The 21,256-nt window shown below is 67.7% G+C and carries 24 protein-coding genes; 12 read left to right on the top strand and 12 right to left on the bottom strand.

Annotation, left to right across the window (positions count from 1 at the left end):
* Window positions 1-3 precede the first annotated feature (3 nt).
* Entirely contained in the window at window positions 4-969 is a 966-nt protein-coding gene (locus ACZK2R_RS21255) for a hypothetical protein (RefSeq protein WP_032129558.1), read from the top strand.
* Window positions 966-1,340, top strand: coding sequence for a hypothetical protein (locus ACZK2R_RS21250; protein ID WP_010481078.1), 375 nt, complete (start codon window positions 966-968; stop codon window positions 1,338-1,340). Before ACZK2R_RS21255 ends, ACZK2R_RS21250 begins: the two co-directional genes overlap by 4 nt.
* Before the next feature lie 129 nt (window positions 1,341-1,469).
* On the opposite strand, the gene accC is transcribed toward ACZK2R_RS21250, so the two are convergent.
* The 5 genes from accC to ACZK2R_RS21225 form a co-directional block, all read right to left on the bottom strand.
* Window positions 1,470-2,837, bottom strand: a complete 1,368-nt coding sequence (accC, locus tag ACZK2R_RS21245) for an acetyl-CoA carboxylase biotin carboxylase subunit (RefSeq protein WP_032129559.1) — start codon at window positions 2,835-2,837, stop codon at window positions 1,470-1,472.
* Window positions 2,838-2,847: 10 nt separating this feature from the next.
* Window positions 2,848-3,327, bottom strand: coding sequence for an acetyl-CoA carboxylase biotin carboxyl carrier protein (gene accB / locus ACZK2R_RS21240; RefSeq protein WP_032129560.1), 480 nt, complete (start codon window positions 3,325-3,327; stop codon window positions 2,848-2,850).
* A gap of 53 nt (window positions 3,328-3,380) precedes the next feature.
* Window positions 3,381-3,806, bottom strand: a complete 426-nt coding sequence (locus ACZK2R_RS21235; protein WP_097048608.1) for a lysozyme inhibitor LprI family protein — start codon at window positions 3,804-3,806, stop codon at window positions 3,381-3,383.
* Window positions 3,803-4,252 carry a type II 3-dehydroquinate dehydratase gene (aroQ, locus tag ACZK2R_RS21230; protein WP_049423471.1) on the bottom strand — a complete coding sequence of 150 codons (450 nt, stop codon included), beginning with the start codon at window positions 4,250-4,252 and terminating at the stop codon, window positions 3,803-3,805. Before aroQ ends, ACZK2R_RS21235 begins: the two co-directional genes overlap by 4 nt.
* A 350-nt stretch (window positions 4,253-4,602) precedes the next feature.
* Window positions 4,603-5,331 (bottom strand): DOPA 4,5-dioxygenase family protein, encoded by a 729-nt coding sequence (locus tag ACZK2R_RS21225; RefSeq protein WP_049401742.1) that lies wholly within the window; start codon window positions 5,329-5,331, stop codon window positions 4,603-4,605.
* A gap of 165 nt (window positions 5,332-5,496) precedes the next feature.
* On the opposite strand from ACZK2R_RS21225, the gene ACZK2R_RS21220 reads away from it, so the two are divergent.
* Window positions 5,497-6,324: an isocitrate lyase/PEP mutase family protein gene (locus ACZK2R_RS21220; RefSeq protein ID WP_180838670.1), complete on the top strand. Its 828-nt coding sequence runs from the start codon at window positions 5,497-5,499 to the stop codon at window positions 6,322-6,324.
* A gap of 74 nt (window positions 6,325-6,398) precedes the next feature.
* On the opposite strand, the gene ACZK2R_RS21215 is transcribed toward ACZK2R_RS21220, so the two are convergent.
* Window positions 6,399-6,932, bottom strand: coding sequence for a hypothetical protein (locus ACZK2R_RS21215; RefSeq protein ID WP_180838671.1), 534 nt, complete (start codon window positions 6,930-6,932; stop codon window positions 6,399-6,401).
* A 126-nt stretch (window positions 6,933-7,058) separates the two neighbouring features.
* Between ACZK2R_RS21215 and ACZK2R_RS21210 the strand changes: the two genes are divergently transcribed.
* Window positions 7,059-7,655: an NAD(P)H-dependent oxidoreductase gene (locus ACZK2R_RS21210; RefSeq protein ID WP_032129565.1), complete on the top strand. Its 597-nt coding sequence runs from the start codon at window positions 7,059-7,061 to the stop codon at window positions 7,653-7,655.
* A 16-nt stretch (window positions 7,656-7,671) separates the two neighbouring features.
* The gene (locus tag ACZK2R_RS21205; RefSeq protein WP_180838672.1) at window positions 7,672-8,265 is read left to right on the top strand and encodes a TetR/AcrR family transcriptional regulator; all 594 of its coding nucleotides are present in this window, start codon (window positions 7,672-7,674) and stop codon (window positions 8,263-8,265) included.
* 5 nt (window positions 8,266-8,270) lie between these two features.
* On the opposite strand, the gene ACZK2R_RS21200 is transcribed toward ACZK2R_RS21205, so the two are convergent.
* Window positions 8,271-9,065 carry a D-alanyl-D-alanine carboxypeptidase family protein gene (locus tag ACZK2R_RS21200; RefSeq protein ID WP_180838673.1) on the bottom strand — a complete coding sequence of 265 codons (795 nt, stop codon included), beginning with the start codon at window positions 9,063-9,065 and terminating at the stop codon, window positions 8,271-8,273.
* 118 nt (window positions 9,066-9,183) lie between these two features.
* Here ACZK2R_RS21200 and ACZK2R_RS21195 point away from each other — a divergent pair, with 118 nt between their 5' ends.
* Complete coding sequence (locus ACZK2R_RS21195; RefSeq protein WP_180838674.1) at window positions 9,184-10,737, top strand: alkaline phosphatase; 1,554 nt, start codon at window positions 9,184-9,186, stop codon at window positions 10,735-10,737.
* A 42-nt stretch (window positions 10,738-10,779) separates the two neighbouring features.
* The gene (locus tag ACZK2R_RS21190) at window positions 10,780-11,346 is read left to right on the top strand and encodes a GIY-YIG nuclease family protein (RefSeq protein WP_180838675.1); all 567 of its coding nucleotides are present in this window, start codon (window positions 10,780-10,782) and stop codon (window positions 11,344-11,346) included.
* 7 nt (window positions 11,347-11,353) lie between these two features.
* Here the strand turns inward: ACZK2R_RS21190 and ACZK2R_RS21185 are convergent, their stop codons facing one another.
* Window positions 11,354-11,497: a hypothetical protein gene (locus tag ACZK2R_RS21185; RefSeq protein WP_180838676.1), complete on the bottom strand. Its 144-nt coding sequence runs from the start codon at window positions 11,495-11,497 to the stop codon at window positions 11,354-11,356.
* Between the two features lie 98 nt (window positions 11,498-11,595).
* On the opposite strand from ACZK2R_RS21185, the gene ACZK2R_RS21180 reads away from it, so the two are divergent.
* Window positions 11,596-12,495, top strand: coding sequence for a LysR substrate-binding domain-containing protein (locus ACZK2R_RS21180; RefSeq protein ID WP_180838677.1), 900 nt, complete (start codon window positions 11,596-11,598; stop codon window positions 12,493-12,495).
* Window positions 12,496-12,572: 77 nt separating this feature from the next.
* On the opposite strand, the gene ACZK2R_RS21175 is transcribed toward ACZK2R_RS21180, so the two are convergent.
* The 3 genes from ACZK2R_RS21175 to ACZK2R_RS21165 form a co-directional block, all read right to left on the bottom strand.
* A complete protein-coding gene (locus tag ACZK2R_RS21175) occupies window positions 12,573-13,289 on the bottom strand; it encodes an ABC transporter substrate-binding protein (protein ID WP_180838678.1) in 717 nt (238 codons plus the stop codon).
* A 62-nt stretch (window positions 13,290-13,351) separates the two neighbouring features.
* Window positions 13,352-14,875 (bottom strand): carotenoid oxygenase family protein, encoded by a 1,524-nt coding sequence (locus tag ACZK2R_RS21170; RefSeq protein ID WP_125895605.1) that lies wholly within the window; start codon window positions 14,873-14,875, stop codon window positions 13,352-13,354.
* Between the two features lie 25 nt (window positions 14,876-14,900).
* Window positions 14,901-15,323, bottom strand: coding sequence for a DUF2141 domain-containing protein (locus tag ACZK2R_RS21165; RefSeq protein ID WP_180838679.1), 423 nt, complete (start codon window positions 15,321-15,323; stop codon window positions 14,901-14,903).
* Between the two features lie 156 nt (window positions 15,324-15,479).
* Here ACZK2R_RS21165 and ACZK2R_RS21160 point away from each other — a divergent pair, with 156 nt between their 5' ends.
* From ACZK2R_RS21160 to ACZK2R_RS21150, 3 genes are read left to right on the top strand one after another with little or no spacing between them, the layout of a single operon-like run.
* Window positions 15,480-16,580, top strand: a complete 1,101-nt coding sequence (locus ACZK2R_RS21160) for a sensor histidine kinase (RefSeq protein WP_219631054.1) — start codon at window positions 15,480-15,482, stop codon at window positions 16,578-16,580.
* Complete coding sequence (locus ACZK2R_RS21155; protein ID WP_125895607.1) at window positions 16,577-17,215, top strand: response regulator transcription factor; 639 nt, start codon at window positions 16,577-16,579, stop codon at window positions 17,213-17,215. Before ACZK2R_RS21160 ends, ACZK2R_RS21155 begins: the two co-directional genes overlap by 4 nt.
* Window positions 17,216-17,237: 22 nt before the next feature.
* Entirely contained in the window at window positions 17,238-17,609 is a 372-nt protein-coding gene (locus tag ACZK2R_RS21150) for a VOC family protein (RefSeq protein WP_125895608.1), read from the top strand.
* Window positions 17,610-17,617: 8 nt separating this feature from the next.
* On the opposite strand, the gene ACZK2R_RS21145 is transcribed toward ACZK2R_RS21150, so the two are convergent.
* Window positions 17,618-18,457: an arylamine N-acetyltransferase family protein gene (locus tag ACZK2R_RS21145; RefSeq protein ID WP_125895609.1), complete on the bottom strand. Its 840-nt coding sequence runs from the start codon at window positions 18,455-18,457 to the stop codon at window positions 17,618-17,620.
* Between the two features lie 203 nt (window positions 18,458-18,660).
* Between ACZK2R_RS21145 and ACZK2R_RS21140 the strand changes: the two genes are divergently transcribed.
* A complete protein-coding gene (locus ACZK2R_RS21140; RefSeq protein ID WP_180838681.1) occupies window positions 18,661-21,198 on the top strand; it encodes a methyl-accepting chemotaxis protein in 2,538 nt (845 codons plus the stop codon).
* The last annotated feature ends 58 nt before the right edge of the window (window positions 21,199-21,256 follow it).

Here is a 21,256-nt window from a genome sequence, read left to right as displayed (position 1 = left end):
CCGATGGCCTTCGCTCCGACCCTGAAAACCTGGTTGCTCGTACTGCCGGCTGTGGCCGTGCTGGGCGTGGCCGGTTATCGGGCCAGCGGCCATGCTGCGACGTCTTCGGTAGCGTCGGCGGATCTGGCAGGTGCGGTCGCGGCCGCTGACAGTGCGGCGCCGCTGCCGGTGATGCCGGAGGCGCTCGCGCGCCGCCTGGCACCCTTCGAGCGTGGCAACGCATTGCCGTCCGGGCTGCCCCTGGATCTCCGCGCCGATATCGAAGACGCCACCGACCTGTATGCCTATGCTCAGCGGTTGCGTGCCCAGGCGGACGAAGGCAACCACGAGGCGCGCTGGATGCTCAGCCGTGTCTATGACTATTGCGCGCAGTACGCGGTCGATCCGGGTGGCTACCGCTTGGACAACAACGTGCTGGCCGGGCTGGGCCTGACCGCCGCACCGGCGATGGTGCAGGCGCGCGAACGCGTCGCGCAGCGTTGTGGTGGTTTCGTGCCGGGCGACAAGTTGGGCACGGCCTTGGTGCTGTCCGAACGTCGCAAGGCGGCCGCACAAGGCAATCTGGCTGCTGAGGCTGCGTTGTTCGCCGAGGGCGAACCGCTGCAGGACAGCCCCGAGTACCGCCGTGACCTGGTTGAACGGGTGCGCACCTCGCGCGACCCGGAGGCCTTCATGGCGATCGCACCGGGCATGGGCGTGCGCGCCTCGGGTGACCGCGCGCTCAACGGCCTGGTGGCGGGCGAGCAGCTCAGTGAACTCGCATGGCGGCTTGCGGCCTGCGAACTCGGTCTACCGTGTGGGGCAGACAGTGTGCTGGTCAACAGTTTTTGTGCGAACGGAGGGATCTGTTCGCAGGATGGTACGCAGGATTTCCGGGATTTCGTGTATGACGCTGCGGTATCGCGGCAGGGCGCTGGGAAGATGAAGGAATGGATCAAGCGATTGGTTGGAAAGAGGAACGAGCAATGAACTACCGCCGATTCCTGCACGGGGCCAAGTTCTGGTTCTGGGTGGCCCTGTTCGTGGCCTACTCGGCCGGCGCGGTTGGCCTGTTGATGATCGATACCTATGAAGATCGCTACCGGCATCTGTCGAAGGTGGAACTGACCACGGTGAAGGCGCAGGAAGACGTGCGCCGTGCCGGTGCCAGCCAGGTGGCCGCGGTCTATCGCGCGCAGAGTGGCATGCCGTTCGCGTCGCTGCCGGCGGGCAGCACCTTCCAGGTGGTGTGGCCGGATGGTTCGACCGAGACCATGGTGATCGTCGACCCGACGTCGCCCAATGGCGTGCGTCCGCTGGCGAACTCGCAGATTCCGGCCGAAGCTGCCGACAAGCGCTGATGCGCCTGCTGTAGCGCCGAGCCCACGCTCGGCTGAGCTTTCCGGCAAGCCGAGCATGGGCTCGGCGCTGCAGCAACAGAAAAGGGCGGGGATATCCCCGCCCTTTTCATGTCCAGCACGTGGCGCCGATCAGGTCAGCGCGATCGGCTTGTTCTTGCGTTCGGCCAGGCGCTTTTCCAGGTAGTGGATGTTCTGGCCACCGGCCTGGAAGCCCTTGTCGCGCATGATCCGCTGCTGCAGGGCGACGTTGGTCTTGATGCCATCGACCACCATTTCGCTCAGTGCCACCCGCATGCGGGCAATGGCGGTTTCGCGGTCCGGGCCGTGCACGATCAGCTTGCCGATCATCGAGTCGTAGTTCGACGGCACGCGGTAGCCACTGTAGATGTGGGTGTCCACGCGCACGCCGGGGCCGCCCGGCGGATGGAAGCCGGTGATGGTGCCCGGGCTCGGCACGAAGGTTTCAGCATCTTCGGCGTTGATGCGGCACTCGATGGCATGGCCGGTCAGCACCACGTCGCTCTGCTTGATCGACAGCTTCTGGCCGGCGGCGATCTTCAGCTGCTCGGCCACCAGGTCGATGCCGGTGACCATTTCGGTGACCGGATGTTCCACCTGGATGCGGGTGTTCATTTCGATGAAGTAGAAGCGGCCGTCCTCGTACAGGAACTCGAACGTGCCGGCACCACGGTAGCCGATGCGTACGCAGGCTTCGGTGCAGACCTTGCCGATCTGCTCGCGCTGCTCGGCAGTGATGCCCGGTGCCGGCGCTTCTTCCACCACCTTCTGGTGGCGGCGCTGCATCGAGCAGTCACGCTCGCCCAGGTGGATGGCGTTGCCCTGGCCGTCGGCCAGTACCTGGATTTCCACGTGGCGCGGGTTCTCCAGGAACTTCTCCATGTAGACCTCGCCATTGCCGAACGCGGCCTTGGCCTCGCTCTTGGTGGTTTCGATCGAGGTCTTCAGCGAGGCTTCGGCGTGCACCACGCGCATGCCGCGGCCACCGCCACCACCGGCCGCCTTGATGATGACCGGGTAGCCGATCTCACGGGCGATCTTGGTGTTGGCGACGATGTCTTCGCCCAGCGGGCCGCCCGAGCCGGGCACGCACGGCACGCCGGCGGACTTCATCGCGCGGATGGCTTCGACCTTGTCACCCATCATGCGGATGGTGTCGGCCTTGGGGCCGATGAAGATGAAACCGGACTCTTCCACGCGCTCGGCGAAGTCGGCGTTCTCCGACAGGAAGCCGTAGCCCGGGTGGATGGCCTGGGCGTCGGTGACTTCCGCCGCGGCGATCAGTGCCGGGATGTTGAGGTAGCTCTGCGGCGACGGCGCCGGACCGATGCAGACCGACTCGTCGGCCATGGCCACGTGCTTGAGGTTGCGGTCGACCGTGGAATGCACGGCCACCGTGCGGATGCCGAGGGTGTGGCACGCGCGCAGGATGCGCAGCGCGATTTCCCCTCGGTTGGCGATGACGACTTTGTCGAGCATGGCGTGCCCCTCAGCCGATCACGAACAGCGGCTGGTCGAATTCGACCGGCTGGCCGTTCTCGCCGAGGATGGCGACGATGGTGCCGGACTTGTCGGCTTCGATCGGGTTGAACATCTTCATCGCTTCGATGATGGCCAGGGTCTCGCCTTCCTTGACCTGCTGGCCAACGCTGACGAACGCAGGCTTGTCCGGGGCGGACGAGGCGTAGAAGGTGCCGACCATCGGCGAGCGCAGCACGTGGCCTTCCGGCAGCGCCGGGCCCGGCTTGGCGGTGCCACCGGTGGAGGCTTCGGTCGGCGACTGCATCGGCATCGCCTGCGGCGCCGGAGCGGCCGGAGCGGCGTACACCGGGGCGGCGACCGGGGCGGCATAGCCGGCCACCGGGGCGCGCGACAGGCGCACCGACTCTTCGCCTTCCTTGATTTCGATTTCAGCCAGGTTCGACTCTTCCAGCAGGTCGATCAGCTTCTTGATTTTGCGGAGATCCATGGTGGCCTCTTTGCTCTTGATGTCAGTGTGGTGGGAAGCGCATCGCGCTCGGGTCAAAGCAGTTCGTAGAACTCGCGCAGCTGCCGCGTACGGTCGCGCGTCTGGGTGATCAGGCACTGCATCTTCGCAGGGTTGCGCGAGGTGCCGTCTGCATTGAAGGCGTAGACTGCCTCGCAGTCTGCATCGCGCAGGGTTATCCAGATGCGCTGGGCCTTCACCAGCTGCTGTTCGGCCGCTGCGCAGCGACTGCAGCTGCCATCGGCGGCCTGCGCCTTCAGTTCGCCGCGCGCCTGGACGTAAACGGCGTTCAATGCGCTGTCGGCGTCATCCAGGCGATCGGAATCGCACATGTCGCGCTCGTAGCCGCCGGTCGCCTGCGCGCAATCAATGCCGGCGGCCGCGCGCTCGGCGGCGACGCTGGCGCCGCACACGCCGGCCCACAGCACGATGCAGGCAAGCACTCTTGGGAGCATCTTCACGCGCGGGCCGCCTGCACGCGCAGCAGCGCCGCGTCCATCGCGTAGCGGTAGCTGTCGGCGCCGAAACCGCAGACCACGCCCACGGCTTTGTCACTGAAGTAGCTGTGCTGGCGGAACGGTTCGCGGGTATGCGGGTTGGACAGGTGGATCTCGATGAACGGCACCGCCACCGCCGCCAGCGCATCGCGCAGGGCGACCGAGGTGTGGGTGAAGGCGGCGGGGTTGATCAGGATGAAAGCGGTTCCGTCGTCGCGTGCGGCCTGCACGCGGTCCACCAGCACGTGCTCGGCATTGGACTGCAGGCTCTCCACCGCGTGCCCGGCAGCCGAGGCCTGGGCGGCCAGCGCCTGGTCGATGTCGGCCAGCGTGGTGTGGCCGTAGACCTCCGGCTCGCGGGTGCCGAGCAGGTTGAGGTTGGGGCCGTGCAGGACCAGCAGCTTCGCCATGGGATCCGGAAGACGGGAAAGGGCGGCAGTCTGGCGGAACCGGCGGATGCTGTCCAGTTCGGCGAAGTTTGCAGCGTTTCAATCGACTGTTTGAAATTCCCCGGAGGGCTTGCGGCCGTATGGCGGGCGCTGGATCAAGGCGCGCTGAACGCCGTGCAGCTGGGGGATGCGTGCACGTAGGCCGACGATGGCGGCAGGCCGGGCGATGACCGATGCCGCAACGGGCGGTGATGCGGTAGATCCACGCCATGCGTGGATGAAGGAAGTTCGGTGCGCAGCAGGCTACGCACCCACCGAGGGGCAGCCCAAGGTGCGCTGCACGCCACCCACCGCCCCCGCCACGCACCCGCTCACGTCTCCAGCGGCACCGTCGGCACCACGTTCGGGAACACCTCCTCCAAGGGCTCCCGTTCCCCCGGCTTCGGTGCCGGCCAGTTGTAGGCGTTCACCGGCTGCGCGCGGTTCACCCACAACGCGTAATACAGATGGTCGGCGCGGCCATCACCGGTATTGGGGTGGATCAGGATGGTCAGGCCCAGGCTGTTGAGCTGCAGCCATGGCACCAGCACCGGCAGCAGGTCGTTGGTGAAGCCGAAATAGAACGACGGGGTGACGTGCGGTCCGCGTGGTTCCAGGTTCCAATTGCCCAGCTCCACCGGGAAGCGCTCGGCCGCCCAGCGCCGCAGCAGCGCAGCTTTCTCGAAGCTGTCCTCGTCGAAGTAGATATGCGCGTGATAGCTCTTGATGTCGGTGTAGGCACGTGGGGTCGCGGGCAGGGTGGCCTCCCCGGGACGCACGCTGGCTGGGCGCGGGGTCGGTTCGCTGGCGGTGACCTGGCCCCAGGGGCTGCTGCCCTTCACCGGCGGCGGGACGATGGCACGGAAGCCGGGGCGCCCGGGTTCGGTGGTGTTCACCGTGCTTTCGCCGCGCGGGGCTGCGGCGGCGGTCGACGCACTGGCCAGGCCGCCGGCGGCCAGACCGGCCGATGCGATCAGGCGGCGGCGTGTGGGCGAAAGCAGGTCGGCCCAGTGGGCGTCATCGTCGCCGGCGTCGATCAAGGTCAGCGGGTCCGGGTGCATGAAGGGCTCCGTGGCGGCATCGTGTGGGCAGGCAAGCACGCTCGGGCACCTGCATCCACAGCGTCCAATAAGCAGGTGGCATCACCTCATGCAGGTTTGCCCCGTCGTCGTTGAGCGCGGCTGCAGGGCGGGCTAGGGTGCAGGTCTGCCGCCCCGGAGCCCGCCATGACCTCGCCCGATGCCGATACCCAATGCAAGCGCGCGGCCTTCCGCCAGCTGCATGCAGCAGGGTGCTTCGTACTGCCCAATCCATGGGACGTGGGCAGTGCGCGCTACCTGCAGCGGCAGGGCTTCCAGGCACTGGCCACGACCAGTGCCGGCTGTGCCTGGAGCGAAGGGCGGCCGGACGGAGCGGTTTCGCTGCAGGCCACGCTGGACCATCTGCGCCTGATGGCGGCAGCGACGCCGCTGCCGTTGAACGCCGATTTCGGCGATGGTTTCGGTGATACGCCGCAGAAGGTGCAGGAGGCGGTGGCCGCGGCAATCGACACCGGCATCGCGGCGTTGTCGATCGAGGATGCCAGCGGCGTCGCCGATGCACCGCTGCGTCCGATCGATCAGGCGGTGGAGCGCCTGCGCGCTGCCCGTGCAGCCATCGACCGCGCGGGCGGCGACGTGCTGCTGGTTGGCCGTGCCGAGAACTTCTTCGTCGGCGTGCCGGATCTGCCGGACACCCTGCAGCGCCTGCGCGCCTATGCCGAGGCCGGCGCCGATGTGCTGTATGCACCGGGCATCAGCACGCGCGAGCAGATCAGCGCGGTGATTGCCGCCGCAGGGTCGAAGCCGGTGAACCTGCTGGTCGGTGGGCCAACACCGCTGAGCCTGCAGGACATCGCCGCACTCGGCGTGCGCCGGGTCAGCCTGGGCGGTGCGCTGGCGCGTGCGGCGTGGGGTGGGCTGATGCAGGCGACCCAGCCGATCGTGCAGGACGGCCGCTTCGATGGCCTACAGCAGGCGGCTTCCGGGGCCGCGTTGAACGCGCTGTTCCGTTGAGGGAAACGCCGGCACTGGCCCAGGCCAGCAGACGGAAGTAGATCCACGCCATGCGTGGATGGATGCGCCTGCGATTACAGCGCTTCCATTCCACCCTTGGGCAGCGTCACCCCAGGCTCCAACGCCGGCAGCAGTTGCCGCAGCAGCGCGGGATTGTCCAGCAACGCAGCACCGTCAATGAAACTCCATTGGGCTGTGCCGACGCGGCGCACGGCGAGCATGAACGAGGTGCTGCGCATCGGCGCCTCGCGCACGCGCAGCAGCGACTGGCGTGGCACGAAGCAGACTTCCTCATCACCGGCTGCATAGGTGCGGCCCGGCACGCCGGCCTCGTCGCTGATGATGGTGACCCCGGCCTTGCGCAGCTCTTTCAGGGTGTCGCGAGTCATACGCGCATAGGCCTCATCGCCCCCGGCCAGGCGCTTCAGGCTGGGATGGGTTCGGGCGATGATCAACTCGGCATCGCCGCGGGCGAATGCGCCCATCATCGCCTGCACGTCCTGGCGCAATGCGGCTGAGTCTTCCGGACTGAGCTCACCGGCCAGCGCTGGCGCAACGGCCATTGCCATCGGCAGGGCCAGCAGAAGGGCGAGCAGGTATCGGTGCATCGTCGGGTATCTCAGCGGGAACCGCCGCACTATACGGCGGATGCGGAAACAGCGTCCCACGCATGGCGCTGGTGTCCCGGGCGTCATTAACTACTATTGGTAGGTAGTGAATTCCGGACATCCCCCATGCACACCCTCATCGTTACCGCCCATCCTGAATCCGCCGCGTTGACCCATGCCATCGCCAGGCGCATCGGCGAAGCCATCACCGCAACGGATGCCGCCAATACCGTGACCCATGCCGATCTGATGGCCGAAGGCTTCGATCCGCGCTTCAACACGCACGACCAGGCGCTGTTCCGTGGCACCGGCGCACCTCCAGCCGACGTCGCCGCCGAGCAGGCGCGGCTGGATGCTGCCGACACGCTGGTACTGGTCTACCCGCTGTACTGGTGGTCGTTCCCCGCGCTGCTGAAGGGCTGGATCGATCGCGTGTTCACCCAGGGCTGGGCCTACCAGGACGGTGCAGACGGCAAGGTGCAGAAGAAGCTGCAGCGGTTGCGCGTGCACCTGGTCGGCATCGGTGGAGCCGGCGCGGACATGGTCGAACGTCGTGGCTACGGCGCGGCGATGAAGACGCAGATCGACATGGGCATCTTCGACTACTGCGGCGCGCGCGTGCTGACGTCAGACCTGCTGCTGGATGCCGATACCGGTGCGGCCGAAACGCATCTGCAGACCGCGCTGGCGATCGGCCGTAAAATCGGAACTCCGATGCACTGATCGCCGTGTTCCGCCGATGCCTGCCAACGCCGCTCCCACGCGCCGCCGATTGACCCGCGAGCAACGCGCCCGCCAGTTGCTGGACGTGGCCTGGGCGCTGGTTGGCGAAGAAGGCACCGACGCGTTGACCCTGGGTCGGCTGGCCGAGGCCGCGGGCGTGACCAAGCCGGTGGCCTACGATCACTTCGTGACCCGCAACGGCCTGCTGGCCGCGCTCTACGATGACTACGACGGTCGCCAGACGGTGGTCTTCAACGAGCGCATCGGCCGCGCACGGGCGCAGTTGGCCGATCGTGCGGCGGCCATCGCCTCCGGCTACATCGACTGCATCCTCAGCCAGGGCAGTGAAGTGCAGGGCATCCTCGCCGCGCTGGTGGGCGCTCCGGAACTGCACGAGGTACGGCGGCGTTACCAGCAGGATTTCATCGACAACTGCGACGCCTGGCTGGGCCCGTTTGCTGCCGACGGCACGGTATCGCTGGCGGGACGCTGGGCGATTCTCGGTGCGGCCGAAGCCCTGTCCGAAGCCGTGGCAGCAGGCGCGCTGGACAAGGCCGCAGCCGAAGCCGAGCTGCAGCGGCTGATCGTGGCAACGGTCAAGCGACGCTGAGCCGCTCAGGCGTCGGCGGTGCTGTCGGCCAGCGCCGCGAACCCGGCGGCCAGCCGCTCGCGCACAAGGGCATCGCGTGCGTCGCGGCTTTCAGAACCCAGCACCACGGTGATCAGGCGTACCGGCTGATCCCGCCCGGGCACTGCCCGGCAGGCGGTGGCGGCCAGGCAGAAGCCTGCGGCCTGGGTGTAGCCGGTCTTCAAGCCATCCACGCCGTCATCGCCAAGCAGGGCGTTCTGGTTGCTGCGGCTGAAGCTGCCGTGCGCGAACACGCGCTGCGCGGTGATCGCCAGGATCTGCGGATGATCGTTCAACAGGCAGGCGGCCAGCACCGCCATGTCGCGCGCGCTGGACGCATGGTGCGGGGTGGTGATGCCGGACACGCTGGCGAACCAGCTGCTGCGCAGGCCGAGCTGGCGCGCGTGCCGGTTCATGCGCTCCAGGAACGCAGGCTGTGATCCGTCCAGATGGCGCGCGATGGCCAGCGCCGCGTCATTGCCGGAGACGATCATCAGTCCTTCCAGCAGGCGCGCGAGGGTGACTGTTTCACCGGGCACCAGGCCCATGCGTGTTTCATCATCGGCCACCGCGTGCACATCCCCGGTGGCGATGGTGACCGCTTCGTCCCACGCGCCTCCGTTCTCTTCGACGCATTCGTACGCCGCATAGGCGGTCATCAGCTTGGTCAGCGAGGCCGGTTGCCTGGCGATGTCCGCGTTGTGCTGGTGCATCACCGCGAACGTTGCCGCATCGAGGGTGATGGAGGACAGCGGTGCACGCGCAGGAGCAGGAGACGGCATGGAAGGGCCGATGGAGGAGGGCCTGCAGGATAGCCCGCGGCGGCTGCATGAAGCTGCAATATTGCAACGATATAACGTATCGACATTGTGGGCCGCCGATGGCCCGACGGGACACCCGATGACTGCACGCATTCCACGCCGCTGGCTTCATTCTTCGTTGCTGCTCGCGCTGGCCGCACTTGGCGGCTGCCAGCCCAATCTGCGCGCCGAGGCTGTTGCTTCCGGCCCAGCGCGCCCGCACAACGTGATCGTGATGATCAACGACGGTGCCGGTTGGGGCACCTGGGACGCCGCCGCCTACTGGCAATACGGCAGCCGCGAACGGGCGCCGTATGCGGATTTTCCGCAGCGCCTGGCGGTAACCACCTTCCCGTTGAATGCCAGCAGCCAGCCGACCCGCGACAACGCGCAGACCTTGGGCTACGACGCGGGCAAGGCCTGGGATGACACGCCGGTTCCTGCGCAGGACCTGCCGTTTGCGGGCTACCAGTACCTGGCTGCGGTGGCTACCGACAGTGCGGCGGCGGGCACCGCGTTGTCCTCGGGCATCAAGACCTACAACAACGCCATCAACTTCAACAACGATGGCAATCCGGTCGAGTTCAATACGCTGCGCGCCAAGCGGCTGGGCATGGCCACCGGCGTGGTGACTTCGGTACCGTTCGCGCATGCCACGCCGGCCGCGTTCGCGGCGCAGAACGAATCGCGCAACAACTATCACGCCATCGCCCATCAGATGCTGGCGCAGGGGCATATGGATCTGGTGATGGGCACCGGAGGCCCGGGCTACAGCGTTGATGGTCGCGCCTGTGACGAGAGTGCCGGCGCGGCCAAGGTCGAGGGCTGCGCGAACCCGTGGGAATGGGTGTCGCAGCAGGATTGGCAGCAGCTGGAAGCGGGCAGCACCATCGGCGGCAATCCGTCGGGGCCGTGGCGCCTGATCCGCAGCAAGGAAGCGTTCGCCGCGCTGGCGCAGGGACGGTTGCCGGCAGACCGGCCGCTGATCGGCGTGCCGCGCGTGGCCAACACGCTGCAGCAGGCGCGCCAGCTGCAGGTGCTGGGCAAGGATGCGGCCACACCTTCCGGTGTGAGGAAGATCGACAGCGTGCCGGATCTTGCGACCATGACCCGTGGTGCGCTGCAATTCCTGCAGCAGCGTTCGTCCAAGGGGCTGTTCCTGATGGTGGAAGGTGGCGCCACCGACTGGGCCGCCCATACCAGTGCCTGCGGCACTGAATGGCACTACGGCCAGTGCAGCGACCAGCCGCAGTACGGCCGGCTGATCGAGGAAACCGTGGAGTTCAACGACGCGGTGACAGCAGTGATCGAGTGGATCGAACGCAACGGTGGCTGGGAGCGCAACCTGCTGATCGTCACCACCGACCACGACAACAGCATGCCGATGGGCCCAGATGCACAGAACGTCGCCTTCGAGCCGGTGCGCAACAACGGCCGTGGGCGCATGCCGGGGATGAGCTTCCGTCCCACCGGCAACCATTCCAATGCGCTGGTGCCGTTGTGGGCCAAGGGCGCGGGCGCGGAGCTGCTGGGCCAGCGCGTGCGGGGCGTTGATGCCGGCTACCGTCAGCACGTGCGCTGGAACGACGGCAGTTACATCGACAACACCGACGTGGCTGCCGCGGTGCAGGAAGCGCTGCAGCGTCCACGGTAACGCCCGGTTGCACGCGGGCTGTTGTCGAGGCAGCCTGCGTACATGCAGTCGGATATCCGCATCGACGGTCGTGTCTTCGCCTACGTCTTCCCCTGTGCGTGGGAAGACTACGCGAAGATTGGTTTCTCACGTGATCCGCTTGGGCGCATCAGCGCATTGCATCGGCGTTGGTTCGAGTTCTTCGATCTCGACGCCGGTGCGCTGGTGGAAGCGGAAAGCGAGCGCGATGCGCGGGATCTGGAGCTGCAGCTGCGTTCGCCGTTCAAAGCGCACCGCGCGCCGGCGCCGATGACGGTCCAGGACAAGGCTGGAGGCCGCACCGAATGGGTGCGTGGTGCCAACCACGCTTTGTCGCTCGCGGTTGCCGGCCTGGGCGAACAGGGCTATCGCTGTTATCCACTGAAGGGGTGGCTGCGAGCCGCCCTTCGCCTGCGCATGGACCGGTTGCACGACTGGGCTGCGGTGCAGCTTCCCGAAGAGGAAGGCCTGCGGATCCCCGATGGCCCCGGCGAGGGCGCGCTGCGTGACACCCTCGACGGTTGTCGGGCATTGGACATCGATCCGATCCCGTGGCTGCCTGAACACATCCAACGCTGGTATGCAGGTTGAGGAGCGTTCAACGGGCTCGCGGCGGCTGAACCGGCGCGGCCGGTTGCCGCGCGCACTGCGGGGCAGGTGTGGACGGGCTGGCCAGCTGGCATGCCAGCTCGGCACTGGCCACGTGGCCGTGCAGGAACAACAAGCCGCTGAAGATGTTCATGAGCGTGCCTCCACTTGAGTGGATTGCACGATACGGGCAGCATGGACGGGCAAAAAGCGACATTTCCGCAAGCATGCCTTGAGAGAAATTCAAGCCTGATGTCCCGCCCTCCGCTCCATGCCCTGCAGGGCTTCGTGGCTGCTGCCCGGCTCGGCAACCTGACGCGTGCCGCCGCGTCGATGAATGTGACCGTCAGTGCGCTCAGCCATCAGATGCGGCAGCTGGAAGAACGGCTCGGGCAGCCGCTGCTGATCCGCCAGCCGCGTGGTGTCACCCTCACCCTTGAGGGGCAGCGCCTGCTCGACCAGGTCGGACCGCATCTGGATGCGATCAACGAAGCCTTCCAGCCCTATGCCGCACGTGCCGAGCACGTGCTGACGATCAGCGCGGTGCCGTCGATGGCGTCGGCCTGGCTGGTGCCGCGCCTGGGTCACTTCGTGGCCGAGCATCCACAGATCGAGATCAACCTGCAGTCGAGCGAACGCCTGATCGATTTCGAGCGGCAGCGCCAGTTCGACGCCGCGCTGCGTCTGGGCAGCGGGCAATGGCCGGGCCTGGTGGTGGAACCGCTGTTCGACGAGTGGCTGGTGCCGATGGCGAGCCCGGCGCTGATCGAACGCATGGGCGGCATTGACCGTGTGCCGTTGACCCGGTGGCCGCTGCTCGGTGATCCGGACGGCGCGTGGGGCGCCTGGTTCGCGTTGAGCGGGCAGAGCCCGCCGTCGCGTTTCGTGGCGGTGCTGGATGATTCGGAGGCGCACCATCGCGCCGCTCTGGATGGCGTGGGCGTAGCGCTCGGGCGGGTGACGCGGGCGCGGCTGCTGCTGGATTCGGGCCAGCTGGTCGCACTGTCCAGCCAGCGCCTGAAGACCGACTGGCCGCATTGGCTGGTGTACCCGCAGCGCTCGGCCAGCCATCGTGGCTTCCTCGCGTTCCGCGACTGGCTGCATGCGCAGGCCGCCGAGCACGTGCGGCACATGGCAGACGCACATCTATAGCGTCGAGCCATGCTCGACCATTGCATCTGGATCTGTAGCGTCGAGCCATGCTCGACTGCTGGTGCTCGACTCTACAGTCATCGCACCAGCGTGACCGCCTGCCCGGCACGCGCGAACGCTTCCTCAAGCAAAGGGCCGGCCTTGATCGCCTCCACTTCCTCGAACAACGTCCGCAATGCATCGGCCGGGCGTGAGGCCGGCGCCGCCACTGCCTGCTGGATCGCGGTGAAGCGGTCGGCCAGCACACGGTGGCCGGGATGCGCCTGCGCCCATGCTTCCAGCGGCTGGCGTACACCGGCGGCGGCATCCAGGCGCTGCTGATCGAACAGGGTGATGGCCGCCGCCGAGGTCTCCGCCCGCTCGATCGTGGCATGGCGCAGTTCGCGACTGAGGAACAGGTCATAGGCCGCGCCACGCCCCACCGCGATGCGCAGCCCCTCGCGATCCAGGTCGGCTACCTGCTGCGCAGGGCTGTCCGCGCGAACCAGATAGGTACCTTCGATCTCCAGGTACGGGGCACTGAAGGCAATGCGGTCGGCACGTGCCGGATCGATGGCCAGGAAGGCCAGATCCCAGCCGTCTTCGCCTGCTGCCTCGACCACCGAGGCTGCGGCATCGTGGCAGGTGAAGCGAGCCTGCACCCCCATCCGTTGCGCCAATGCGGTAGCCAGTTCCAGTGAGGGGCCGCGCGGTGAGCGCGCATCGCCCTGTGCCAGCACCGGGTTGCCCAGGTTGATCGCCACGCGCAGGAAACCGTGTGGTGCCAGCGTACTTCGGTGGTCGGCCAGGGACATGCGGGACTCCACGGGGCAGGGGAGACCCAGCATGCCAATAACGGTGTCCGCGTGGCGTGGAATCAGCCGCGCGCGGCGAAGGTGCCGTGGAAGCCCAATGGCACCGCATACGGCAGCCAGGCCTGTGCCAGCGGACCGTCGTCCAGGTGGCGGGCATCGAGCACCGCCAGACCGCTGCGCTTGTTCACCGGGTCAAGCAGGGTGCCGATCAGCCAGCCATCATCGGCGTTGCGGCTGCCCGGGCGCGGTACGAACACATGCTCTTCGGCCATGATGTCCGGGCCATAGTTCCACAGCTGGCGGCGCCCGTGCTCGATGTCGAACGCGGCCACGGCGTTGAAGTACGGCGCATTGGCCGTGCCGTCGATGGTCGGCGCATACAGCCGTGCGCCACGTGTGTTCGCCGAGCGCGGGTCGAACAACGGGAACTCCACTGCGCTGATGCCCAACATCTGCCAGCGGGCCTGGCCACGACGCAGGTCCAGATGCAGCTCGACCAGGCTGGCGCCACTGTTGGCAGCGTGTGCGCCATCACCGGCCATCGCTTCCTTCATCGGCGAGCGCGCCTCATTGATGTCGTCGTGGCGAACTGCGCGCAGCACGATGCCGCCATCGCGGGTGAACGCGTCGCCGAAGTGGTAGATCGCCGCGAACGGGGCCTCGAACCATTGCGCCTTGTCCGGCGCATCCTTGGCGACCACCGCGATGCGCACAGGACGCTGAGGCGCGAACTGCATTCGCTCGAAGAAGCTGCTGCCTGCGCCGGTGAAATCGAACGGCATCATCACGAACACCAGGTGCTGGTCGGTCATCGCGAAGGCATGCAGGTAGCCATGCTCGGGTGTTTCGATCACATTGGCGCTGCGCAGCTGGCCGTTCGCACCGATGTGCCAGACCAGCAGGCCATGGCCCCCCATCAGGCTGATCGAGCCGAAGTTCCAGAGGCTGCCGTCGCGGTCGCGCAGCGGGTGCGCCGAGAACGGCAGTGCAGCGAGGTCCGGACGCCAGGTCACCGGACCCAGTGTCTGCAGCGAATCGGGATCCACTTCGAACGCCGAGCCGGACTCGCACAGCGCGAACAGGCGGCCATTGATCATGGTTACCGAGGTGTTTGCCACGTTGGCATCGTCGTTGTTTCGAACTGCCAGCGCACCGGGAACGCTGGTGCCGGCAGCCGGATACTGGAAGCGGCCGGCCTTCTGTTCACGGGTGAATTTCGGCGTGGCGACCATGCGCCCGTGATGGGTCAGGCTGCCGTCACCATTGAAGCGCCAGCCATGCACCATGCCGTCGCCGTCGAACCAGTGGTCGTAGCGGAAGCCATCGCGCTCGGTCCAGGCCGGGCCGTTGCGGTACAGCGTACCGGCCAGGCCTGACGGCAGCTTTCCCTGCAACTGCACGGTGGCCGGGCCGAGGCTTTCGCTGCCGACGCTGCGCCAGCCGAGCAGCCACGGGTGTTCCTGCATGCCCTGCGCGAACCGCGCCGGGTCGCCGGCGAAGGCGGGAGCGCTGCGCAGCGCGGTGGCGCCCAGGGCCAGACAGGCACTGCTGCTGAGCAGGGTACGAAGGAAGCGGCGACGGTCCATGGTGGCCTCGGGTATGGATGCGGAATCAGCGCAGGGTGATGTCGATGGCGGTGCCGGCGGCCGGCACGTCGACGCTCGCCTCGTCGAAGGTCGGCTTGCGCATCACCTGCGGGTTGTTGCTGAAGCCGTAGCCTTCCACCGGCATCCCGACCAGGTTGGTGTCGAGCTTGCCGTTGTCGTTCTCGTCGTGGGTGAGCAGCACGGCATAGCTGCCGGCCGGCACGCCCTTGAACGTGAAGTGGGCACTGTCGCCGCTGGGCGCCGCCTGCTGGGCCTGCACGGGCCTGGCCTTGCCGTCCCAGGCGGCGGCGTTGCCGACCAGCGCAACGCGCAGGGTGCCGGTCTGCGCGCGGACGTCGTGCACGGTCACGGCCAGGTCGGCGGCGTGGGCACTGCCGACCAAGGCCAGGGCAGTCAAGGCAGTGCTGAGCAGGGCGGTGCGGATCATGGCAGTGGCTCCGGAAGTGTGTGTGGCGGTGTGGAGCCAGTCTGCGTGGGGCGCTGCACCGGGTTCAGGGCCAGTGGTCATCGATTCGACGTGCCAGAAGTCACTTTCTGCGCCGGACCCATTGCCGCCGGCGTGCGCGGCCGTCAGCATCTGGCCATGCCCAGCCTGTTCCGCCATCTGTTGCGTCCGCTCAGCCTTGCCGGCCTGATCACCGTGCTGGTGGTCGGCCTGTCGTTCGCAGTGCAGCGCAGTGGCGCCGGGCTGAGCCTGCTGTTGCTTGCTGTGTTCCTGCTGCTGTTCGTGGTGCACGGCTGGGCGTCGATGCCATCCCGCGTGCGCGCCGCCGCTGCGGTGTTGCAGGCGCTGCTGGCGATTGCGCTGGTTGCGCTGCAGCCGCGTACCGGTACCGCCCCGGTGCTGCTGGTGGTGCTGGTTGCACAGCTGGCCGAACACTGGCCGCCGCGCTTCGTGCTGGGCGTTGCGCTGCTGGCCAACCTGGCGGTGTACGCCGTGCTGCGCCACAGCGGCTTCAGCCAGCCGCTGCTGGTGGTGCTGCTGTATGGCGGTTTCCAGGCCTTCGCCGCGCTGACCGCGCACTATGCGCGCAGCACGGCGCTGGCCCGCGATGACCTGGCTCGGGTCAACGCCGACCTGCTGGCCACCCGCGCGCTGCTGGCCGACAGCGCACGCGATGCCGAGCGCCTGCGCCTGGCGCGCGAGGTGCACGATGTGGCCGGGCACAAGCTCACCGCGATGCGGCTCAACCTGCGCGCCCTGGCCGCTGACCCTGCGCTGGCCGGCCGCGATGGGCTGGTGCTGGCCGAACAGTTGTCCGGCGAGTTGCTGGCCGACATCCGCCAGGTGGTGCAGTCGATGCGCGATGATCGCGGCCTCGATCTGGCCACCGCGCTGCATGCGCTGGCCGCACCCTTCCCACGACCGAAGCTGCAGCTGCAGATCGGCGACGGGGTGCGCGTGGCTGACCCGTTGATGGCCGAGACCGTGCTGCGGCTGGTACAGGAAGCCCTGACCAACGCCGCCCGCCACGGCAATGCAGACACCGTGTGGCTGACGATCAGTGAAGAGGATTCCCAGTTGCGTATTGATATCCGCGATGACGGCCAGCGCGCCGAACGCATCCGCGAGGGCAATGGCATCGCCGGCATGCGCGAGCGTCTGGCGGCCGTACAGGGGCGGCTGGAGTTGGCCCGAACGGCGCAGGGCGGCATGCATCTGACCGCGCGGTTGCCGGCATGAGTGCCGCCATGATCAGGGTGGCGCTGGCCGATGACCAGGCGCTGGTCCGCGCCGGCCTGCGCGCCCTGTTACAGGGGCTGGGCGTGGACGTGGTGCTGGAGGCCGAGGATGGCCAGGCCCTGCTGGATGCGCTGGATACGCAGCGCGTGGATGTGGTGCTCAGTGACATCCGCATGCCCGGGCTGGATGGGATCGAGACACTGCGCCAGCTGCGCGCGCGCGGGGATGCCACGCCGTGGCTGCTGCTGACCACCTTCGATGAAAGTGATCTGCTGCTGCGCGCCAGCGAGGCCGGCGCACAGGGCTTCCTGCTCAAGGATGCCGCGCCGGCCGACCTGCGCGAGGCCATCGAACGCGTTGCCGCTGGCGAGACCCTGCTGCTGCCGGTCAGTACCGATCCGGTGCGCGCGCGTTACCGCTTCCACGATGAAGCGCCACCCACCGATACCTTCGGCGAACGTGAAGTGGCAATCCTGCGCCTGCTGGCCGGGGGCTACAGCAACAAGGAGATCGCGCGCAGCCTGTTCCTGGCCGAGGGCACGGTGAAGAACTACGTGTCCGCCATACTCGACAAGCTGGGCACCCGCGATCGCACCCGTGCAGTGCTGAAGGCGATTACCCTGCGCATCATCTGAGTGGACGTGGCAAGGAATGTCAGTGAACCCGATCCTGCATGTGGAAATCCCGGCCAGTGACCTGGACCGGGCCATCACGTTCTACCAGCGATGGCTGCAGGTTGCGGTGGACGAACCCATCGTGCTGCATGACTGCCGGATGGCCTATCTACCGTTTTCCGATGAGGCCGCCGGTGCCAGCATTGCGCTGGTGCATGGTGCGGACTATCTGCCTTCCGAACAGGGCGCGCGCATCTACATCGGCGTCGATGACCTGGATGCCAGCCTCGACCGTGCGCTGCAGGCCGGAGCCGAGCTGCGCTTCGGACCGGCCGATGCCGGCGATTGGCGCGTGGCCGAGATCCGCGACAGCGAAGGCAACCGCATTGCGTTGCAGGCGCGCACAGCGCCGTAACGTCGACTCTACAGCGTCGCGGCGCGCGAGCGCTGCAGCCAGTCGTTGATCGCTGGATCCAGCCGCGGGTCGTCCGGCAGCTGGATGCCGAAGCGCTGCTCCAGCACGTCGCGCACATCACCCACATCATGCAGCGGGCGCTTGTCCGGTGCCTGTCCGGGGCGGTACTCGGTGTAGTTGCCGCTGCCGATGGTGCAGCGCCAGTCCGGCCCGGTCAGCGACGCGCGCAGCTGGCCGGGGAAACTGGAATCGGGATGGGTACAGACGTACCAGTTGCCCACCACGTTGTCGATCGGCGCCGGCGCCTGCAGATCGAAGCGGTACATCGCCCGCCAGCCCTCGCTGGATTCGGCCGACAGCATGAAATCTCCGCCGTCTTCCAACCGCTGCAACAGGTAGCGTTCGTGCGGGGTGGCCTGCGGCTGCGGGTCATGCAGGCGCAGCGGTACGGTCGGGGTCAGGCTGCCAAAACCGGCATCCACCAGCCAGTCATCGCCGTCCACGTGCACGCGCAGCAGCAGATGGGTACGCGCGGTCAGTTCGCCGTCCTGGGCGGCCAGCAGTACGCGCGCGCTCAATGGCTGGGCATCGAAGCCCAAGGCCTGCAGCAGCGCCAGCAACCCACCATTGAGTTCGAAGCAGTAGCCACCGCGGCGCTCGTCAATCAGCTTGCGCTGCACGCTGTCCAGGTCGATCGGCACCGCATCGCGCAGCAGGCAGCTGAGGGTTTCGAAGGGCAGCAGTGCGTTGTGGCGCTGCTGCAGCAGGGTCAGGCCGGCCAGGGTCCGTGGTGGCGGCGCATCCAGCTGCAGGCGCTGCAGGTAGCGGGGGACATCAAGCGTCGTCATGGGGGCACCGGGCGGGGAAGGGAGGTCCACTGTGCTCCCCCAACCGGGGTTGAGGTCAAGCACGGCGGCCGTGTCATGCCCCCGTCGCCTGCACCCGGTACAAAGACCGCGTCCGCCAGCGACGGCGGGACGCAGACGAAGAAAGGTCTAAAGTTGCTCTGAATCCGGCCGATACAGGTGCGTCCTTCCGCCTGGAGTCTGTCATGTCGGCCGTTGTCCCCCACCTCCGGTCCCTGCGCACGCGTCTTGCCACGTTGCGCTCGGCGTCCCCCGGCCTGCTGCTGTGGCTGCAGCCGCATCGGCTCAGCGTGGCCAACAAGCTCAAGGCGACCCTGTGGGTCTGTGGTCTGGGCCTGGTGGCGATCGCCGCTGTCTACGCCTGGACTGGCCATGCCAACGCCCTGGCCGCGCGCGGCCAGGCCAGCTACCAGCGCGGCAGCGATCTGGCTGCCAGCCTGTCCACGCGGGTGGCCGAAGCGCGCCGCCTGCAGACCCAGTATGCACGCAGTTTCGATGATGCTGACCGCAGCCAGTTGCTGGCAACACAGAAGGCCCTGCAGGCTGACCTGCAGGCGCTTCGCGCGATGCCGATGGACGCCGGCCGGCGCAAGGCGCTGCAGGTGCTGACCGAATCGGCCGACGCGTTCTCGCAGGGTGTCGCCGCCCTGTTTGAACGTGTCGATGAAATGGGCCGCGGTGATGCCGGTCTTGCCGCACAGCTGCAGCAGGCCGCCGACACCCTGCAGGTGCAGGTGGATGCGCTGCAGCGGCCGTCGCTGGCGCTGTCCCTGCAGAAGATGCGTAGGCAGGAGGCACTGCTGCTGCTCGACGGTGATTCCACTCACGCCGACCGCGCCAGCGAGGAAAAGCTGCCGTTCGACCTCGCGCTGGCGGGCCTGCCTGCGGATGCGCAGGACGCCCTGCGCAGCGGGATGGAGGGCTATCAGGGCGCACTGCTGGGGTATACCGCTGCCCGCGTCGGCCTGGATGTGGAAGCGCAGTCGCTGCTGGATACCGCCGCGGGCGTAGCGCCGGCGCTGGCCGCTTTCCAGCAGGCGCAGGTGGCAGCGCTGGCCAGGGCGCAGGCGCGCCAGCAGGTCGGCGCGCGCACGATGAGCGTGCTGTTCGCACTGACCCTGCTGCTGGTGGCCGGCGTGCTGATCACCAGCCTGGTGCTGGCGCTGCGTGCGGTGCGCCAGCCGATCCAGGACACCCTGCGTTTCGCCAGCGACATCGCCGACGACCGCCTCGACACCACCCTGCGCGTCTACAACGCCAACGATGAAATCGGCCAGCTGGCCCAGCGCCTGGTCGACATGCAGCAGCGCCTGCGCGCGCGCATCGAGACCGAGCGTGCGGTGGCCCGCGGCAACACCCGCGTGCGCCAGGCGCTGGACAGTGCGCAGACCGGGCTGATGGTGGTCGATGCCGAAGGCCTGGTGGCCTATGCCAACCCGGCGCTGCTGCTGCAGCTGGAACGCCAGAGCGATGAGCTGGTGGGCAGCGATGCGGTACGCCTGCATCCGGCGCTGGCCAGCCTGGCTGGCGTGCGACAACGCGAAGAACGCGAGATCGGCCATTCCGGTGTGCGCTATCAGCTGGTCGCCAATCCCATTGTCGACGAGGAGCATTTCCTCGGCGTGGCGGTGGAATGGCGCAGCCGCGCGCTGGAAACCCTGCTGGAAACCGAAGTTGCGGCCCTGGTCGACGCGGCCGCGCACGGCGACCTGCACGGGCGCATCGCGCTGGAGGGCAAGCAGGGCTTCGTACGTACATTGTCCACCAGCATCAACCGCTTGCTGGCCACCTTCGAGGCCAACCTCGGCGATCTGCAGGCGCTGCTGGCTGCGCTGGCCCGCGGTGACCTCAGCGTGCGCATGGAAGGTGAACTGCAGGGCGTGTTCGCGCGCATGCGCGATGATGCCAACGCCACCGTCGCGCAACTGGGCCGCATCGTCACCCGCATCCAGCAGGCCACGTCCAGCCTCGATACCGGTGTCGGCGAGATCGTTGCCGGTCACCACGATCTGTCGCAGCGCACCGAGCAGCAGGCGGCCAATCTGGAAGAGACGGCAGCGTCGATGCACGAGCTGACCGATACCGTGGGCCGCAATGCTGACGCCGCTGGCCGTGCGGATGCGCTGGTCAAGGGCGCGGCGGCAGTGGCCCAGCGCGGCGGCGAGGCGGTCGGCCAGGTGGTGGCAACCATGCATGGCATCAGCGAAGCCTCACGGCGGATCGGTGACATCACCCAGCTGATTGATGGCATCGCCTTCCAGACCAACATCCTCGCGCTCAACGCGGCGGTGGAAGCGGCGCGTGCCGGAGAGCAGGGCCGCAGCTTCGCCGTCGTGGCTGCCGAAGTGCGCCTGCTGGCACAGCGCAGTGCGGAGGCGGCCAAACAGATCAAGGGATTGATCGAGGATTCGGTGGCGCGTGTCGGGCAGGGCAACCAGCAGGCCGAGCAGGCTGGCACCACGATGGGCGAGATTGTCGGCAGCGTGCAGCAGCTGGCGGACCTGCTGGCCGGGATCCGCAGCGCGTCGCAGGACCAGCATGCCGGCATCGCACAGGTGAACCAGACCATCGTGCAGATGGAAGCCAGTACACAGCGCAACGCCAGTCTGGTGGAAGAGGCGGGGGCCTCGACCGCGCAGATGCAGGCGCAGGTGCATGCCCTGGCAGAAGCCGTGGGCGCGTTCCGTCTGCAGTCGATGCCACAGGCGCGCGCTGCGGCCTGATCCCGCTCCGGTAGTGTCGGCCGCTGGCCGGCACCGTCGATGATCCTGCCGGCCAGCG

Source organism: Stenotrophomonas sp. 96582_Sma (assembly GCF_056480905.1).
The sequence above is the reverse complement of the archived record's forward strand: the minus strand, read 5'-3'. Positions and strand labels throughout refer to the sequence as shown.

Excerpts from the sequence above, each read along its gene's own strand:
- ACZK2R_RS21255 (WP_032129558.1), top strand. The coding sequence starts at position 4 with ATGGCCTTCGCTCCGACCCTGAAAACCTGGTTGCTCGTACTGCCGGCT.
- ACZK2R_RS21250 (WP_010481078.1), top strand. The coding sequence starts at position 966 with ATGAACTACCGCCGATTCCTGCACGGGGCCAAGTTCTGGTTCTGGGTG.
- accC (WP_032129559.1), bottom strand. The coding sequence starts at position 2,837 with ATGCTCGACAAAGTCGTCATCGCCAACCGAGGGGAAATCGCGCTGCGC.
- accB (WP_032129560.1), bottom strand. The coding sequence starts at position 3,327 with ATGGATCTCCGCAAAATCAAGAAGCTGATCGACCTGCTGGAAGAGTCG.
- aroQ (WP_049423471.1), bottom strand. The coding sequence starts at position 4,252 with ATGGCGAAGCTGCTGGTCCTGCACGGCCCCAACCTCAACCTGCTCGGC.
- ACZK2R_RS21225 (WP_049401742.1), bottom strand. The coding sequence starts at position 5,331 with ATGCACCCGGACCCGCTGACCTTGATCGACGCCGGCGACGATGACGCC.
- ACZK2R_RS21220 (WP_180838670.1), top strand. The coding sequence starts at position 5,497 with ATGACCTCGCCCGATGCCGATACCCAATGCAAGCGCGCGGCCTTCCGC.
- ACZK2R_RS21215 (WP_180838671.1), bottom strand. The coding sequence starts at position 6,932 with ATGCACCGATACCTGCTCGCCCTTCTGCTGGCCCTGCCGATGGCAATG.
- ACZK2R_RS21210 (WP_032129565.1), top strand. The coding sequence starts at position 7,059 with ATGCACACCCTCATCGTTACCGCCCATCCTGAATCCGCCGCGTTGACC.
- ACZK2R_RS21205 (WP_180838672.1), top strand. The coding sequence starts at position 7,672 with ATGCCTGCCAACGCCGCTCCCACGCGCCGCCGATTGACCCGCGAGCAA.
- ACZK2R_RS21200 (WP_180838673.1), bottom strand. The coding sequence starts at position 9,065 with ATGCCGTCTCCTGCTCCTGCGCGTGCACCGCTGTCCTCCATCACCCTC.
- ACZK2R_RS21195 (WP_180838674.1), top strand. The coding sequence starts at position 9,184 with ATGACTGCACGCATTCCACGCCGCTGGCTTCATTCTTCGTTGCTGCTC.
- ACZK2R_RS21190 (WP_180838675.1), top strand. The coding sequence starts at position 10,780 with ATGCAGTCGGATATCCGCATCGACGGTCGTGTCTTCGCCTACGTCTTC.
- ACZK2R_RS21185 (WP_180838676.1), bottom strand. The coding sequence starts at position 11,497 with ATGAACATCTTCAGCGGCTTGTTGTTCCTGCACGGCCACGTGGCCAGT.
- ACZK2R_RS21180 (WP_180838677.1), top strand. The coding sequence starts at position 11,596 with ATGTCCCGCCCTCCGCTCCATGCCCTGCAGGGCTTCGTGGCTGCTGCC.
- ACZK2R_RS21175 (WP_180838678.1), bottom strand. The coding sequence starts at position 13,289 with ATGTCCCTGGCCGACCACCGAAGTACGCTGGCACCACACGGTTTCCTG.
- ACZK2R_RS21170 (WP_125895605.1), bottom strand. The coding sequence starts at position 14,875 with ATGGACCGTCGCCGCTTCCTTCGTACCCTGCTCAGCAGCAGTGCCTGT.
- ACZK2R_RS21165 (WP_180838679.1), bottom strand. The coding sequence starts at position 15,323 with ATGATCCGCACCGCCCTGCTCAGCACTGCCTTGACTGCCCTGGCCTTG.
- ACZK2R_RS21160 (WP_219631054.1), top strand. The coding sequence starts at position 15,480 with ATGCCCAGCCTGTTCCGCCATCTGTTGCGTCCGCTCAGCCTTGCCGGC.
- ACZK2R_RS21155 (WP_125895607.1), top strand. The coding sequence starts at position 16,577 with ATGAGTGCCGCCATGATCAGGGTGGCGCTGGCCGATGACCAGGCGCTG.
- ACZK2R_RS21145 (WP_125895609.1), bottom strand. The coding sequence starts at position 18,457 with ATGACGACGCTTGATGTCCCCCGCTACCTGCAGCGCCTGCAGCTGGAT.
- ACZK2R_RS21140 (WP_180838681.1), top strand. The coding sequence starts at position 18,661 with ATGTCGGCCGTTGTCCCCCACCTCCGGTCCCTGCGCACGCGTCTTGCC.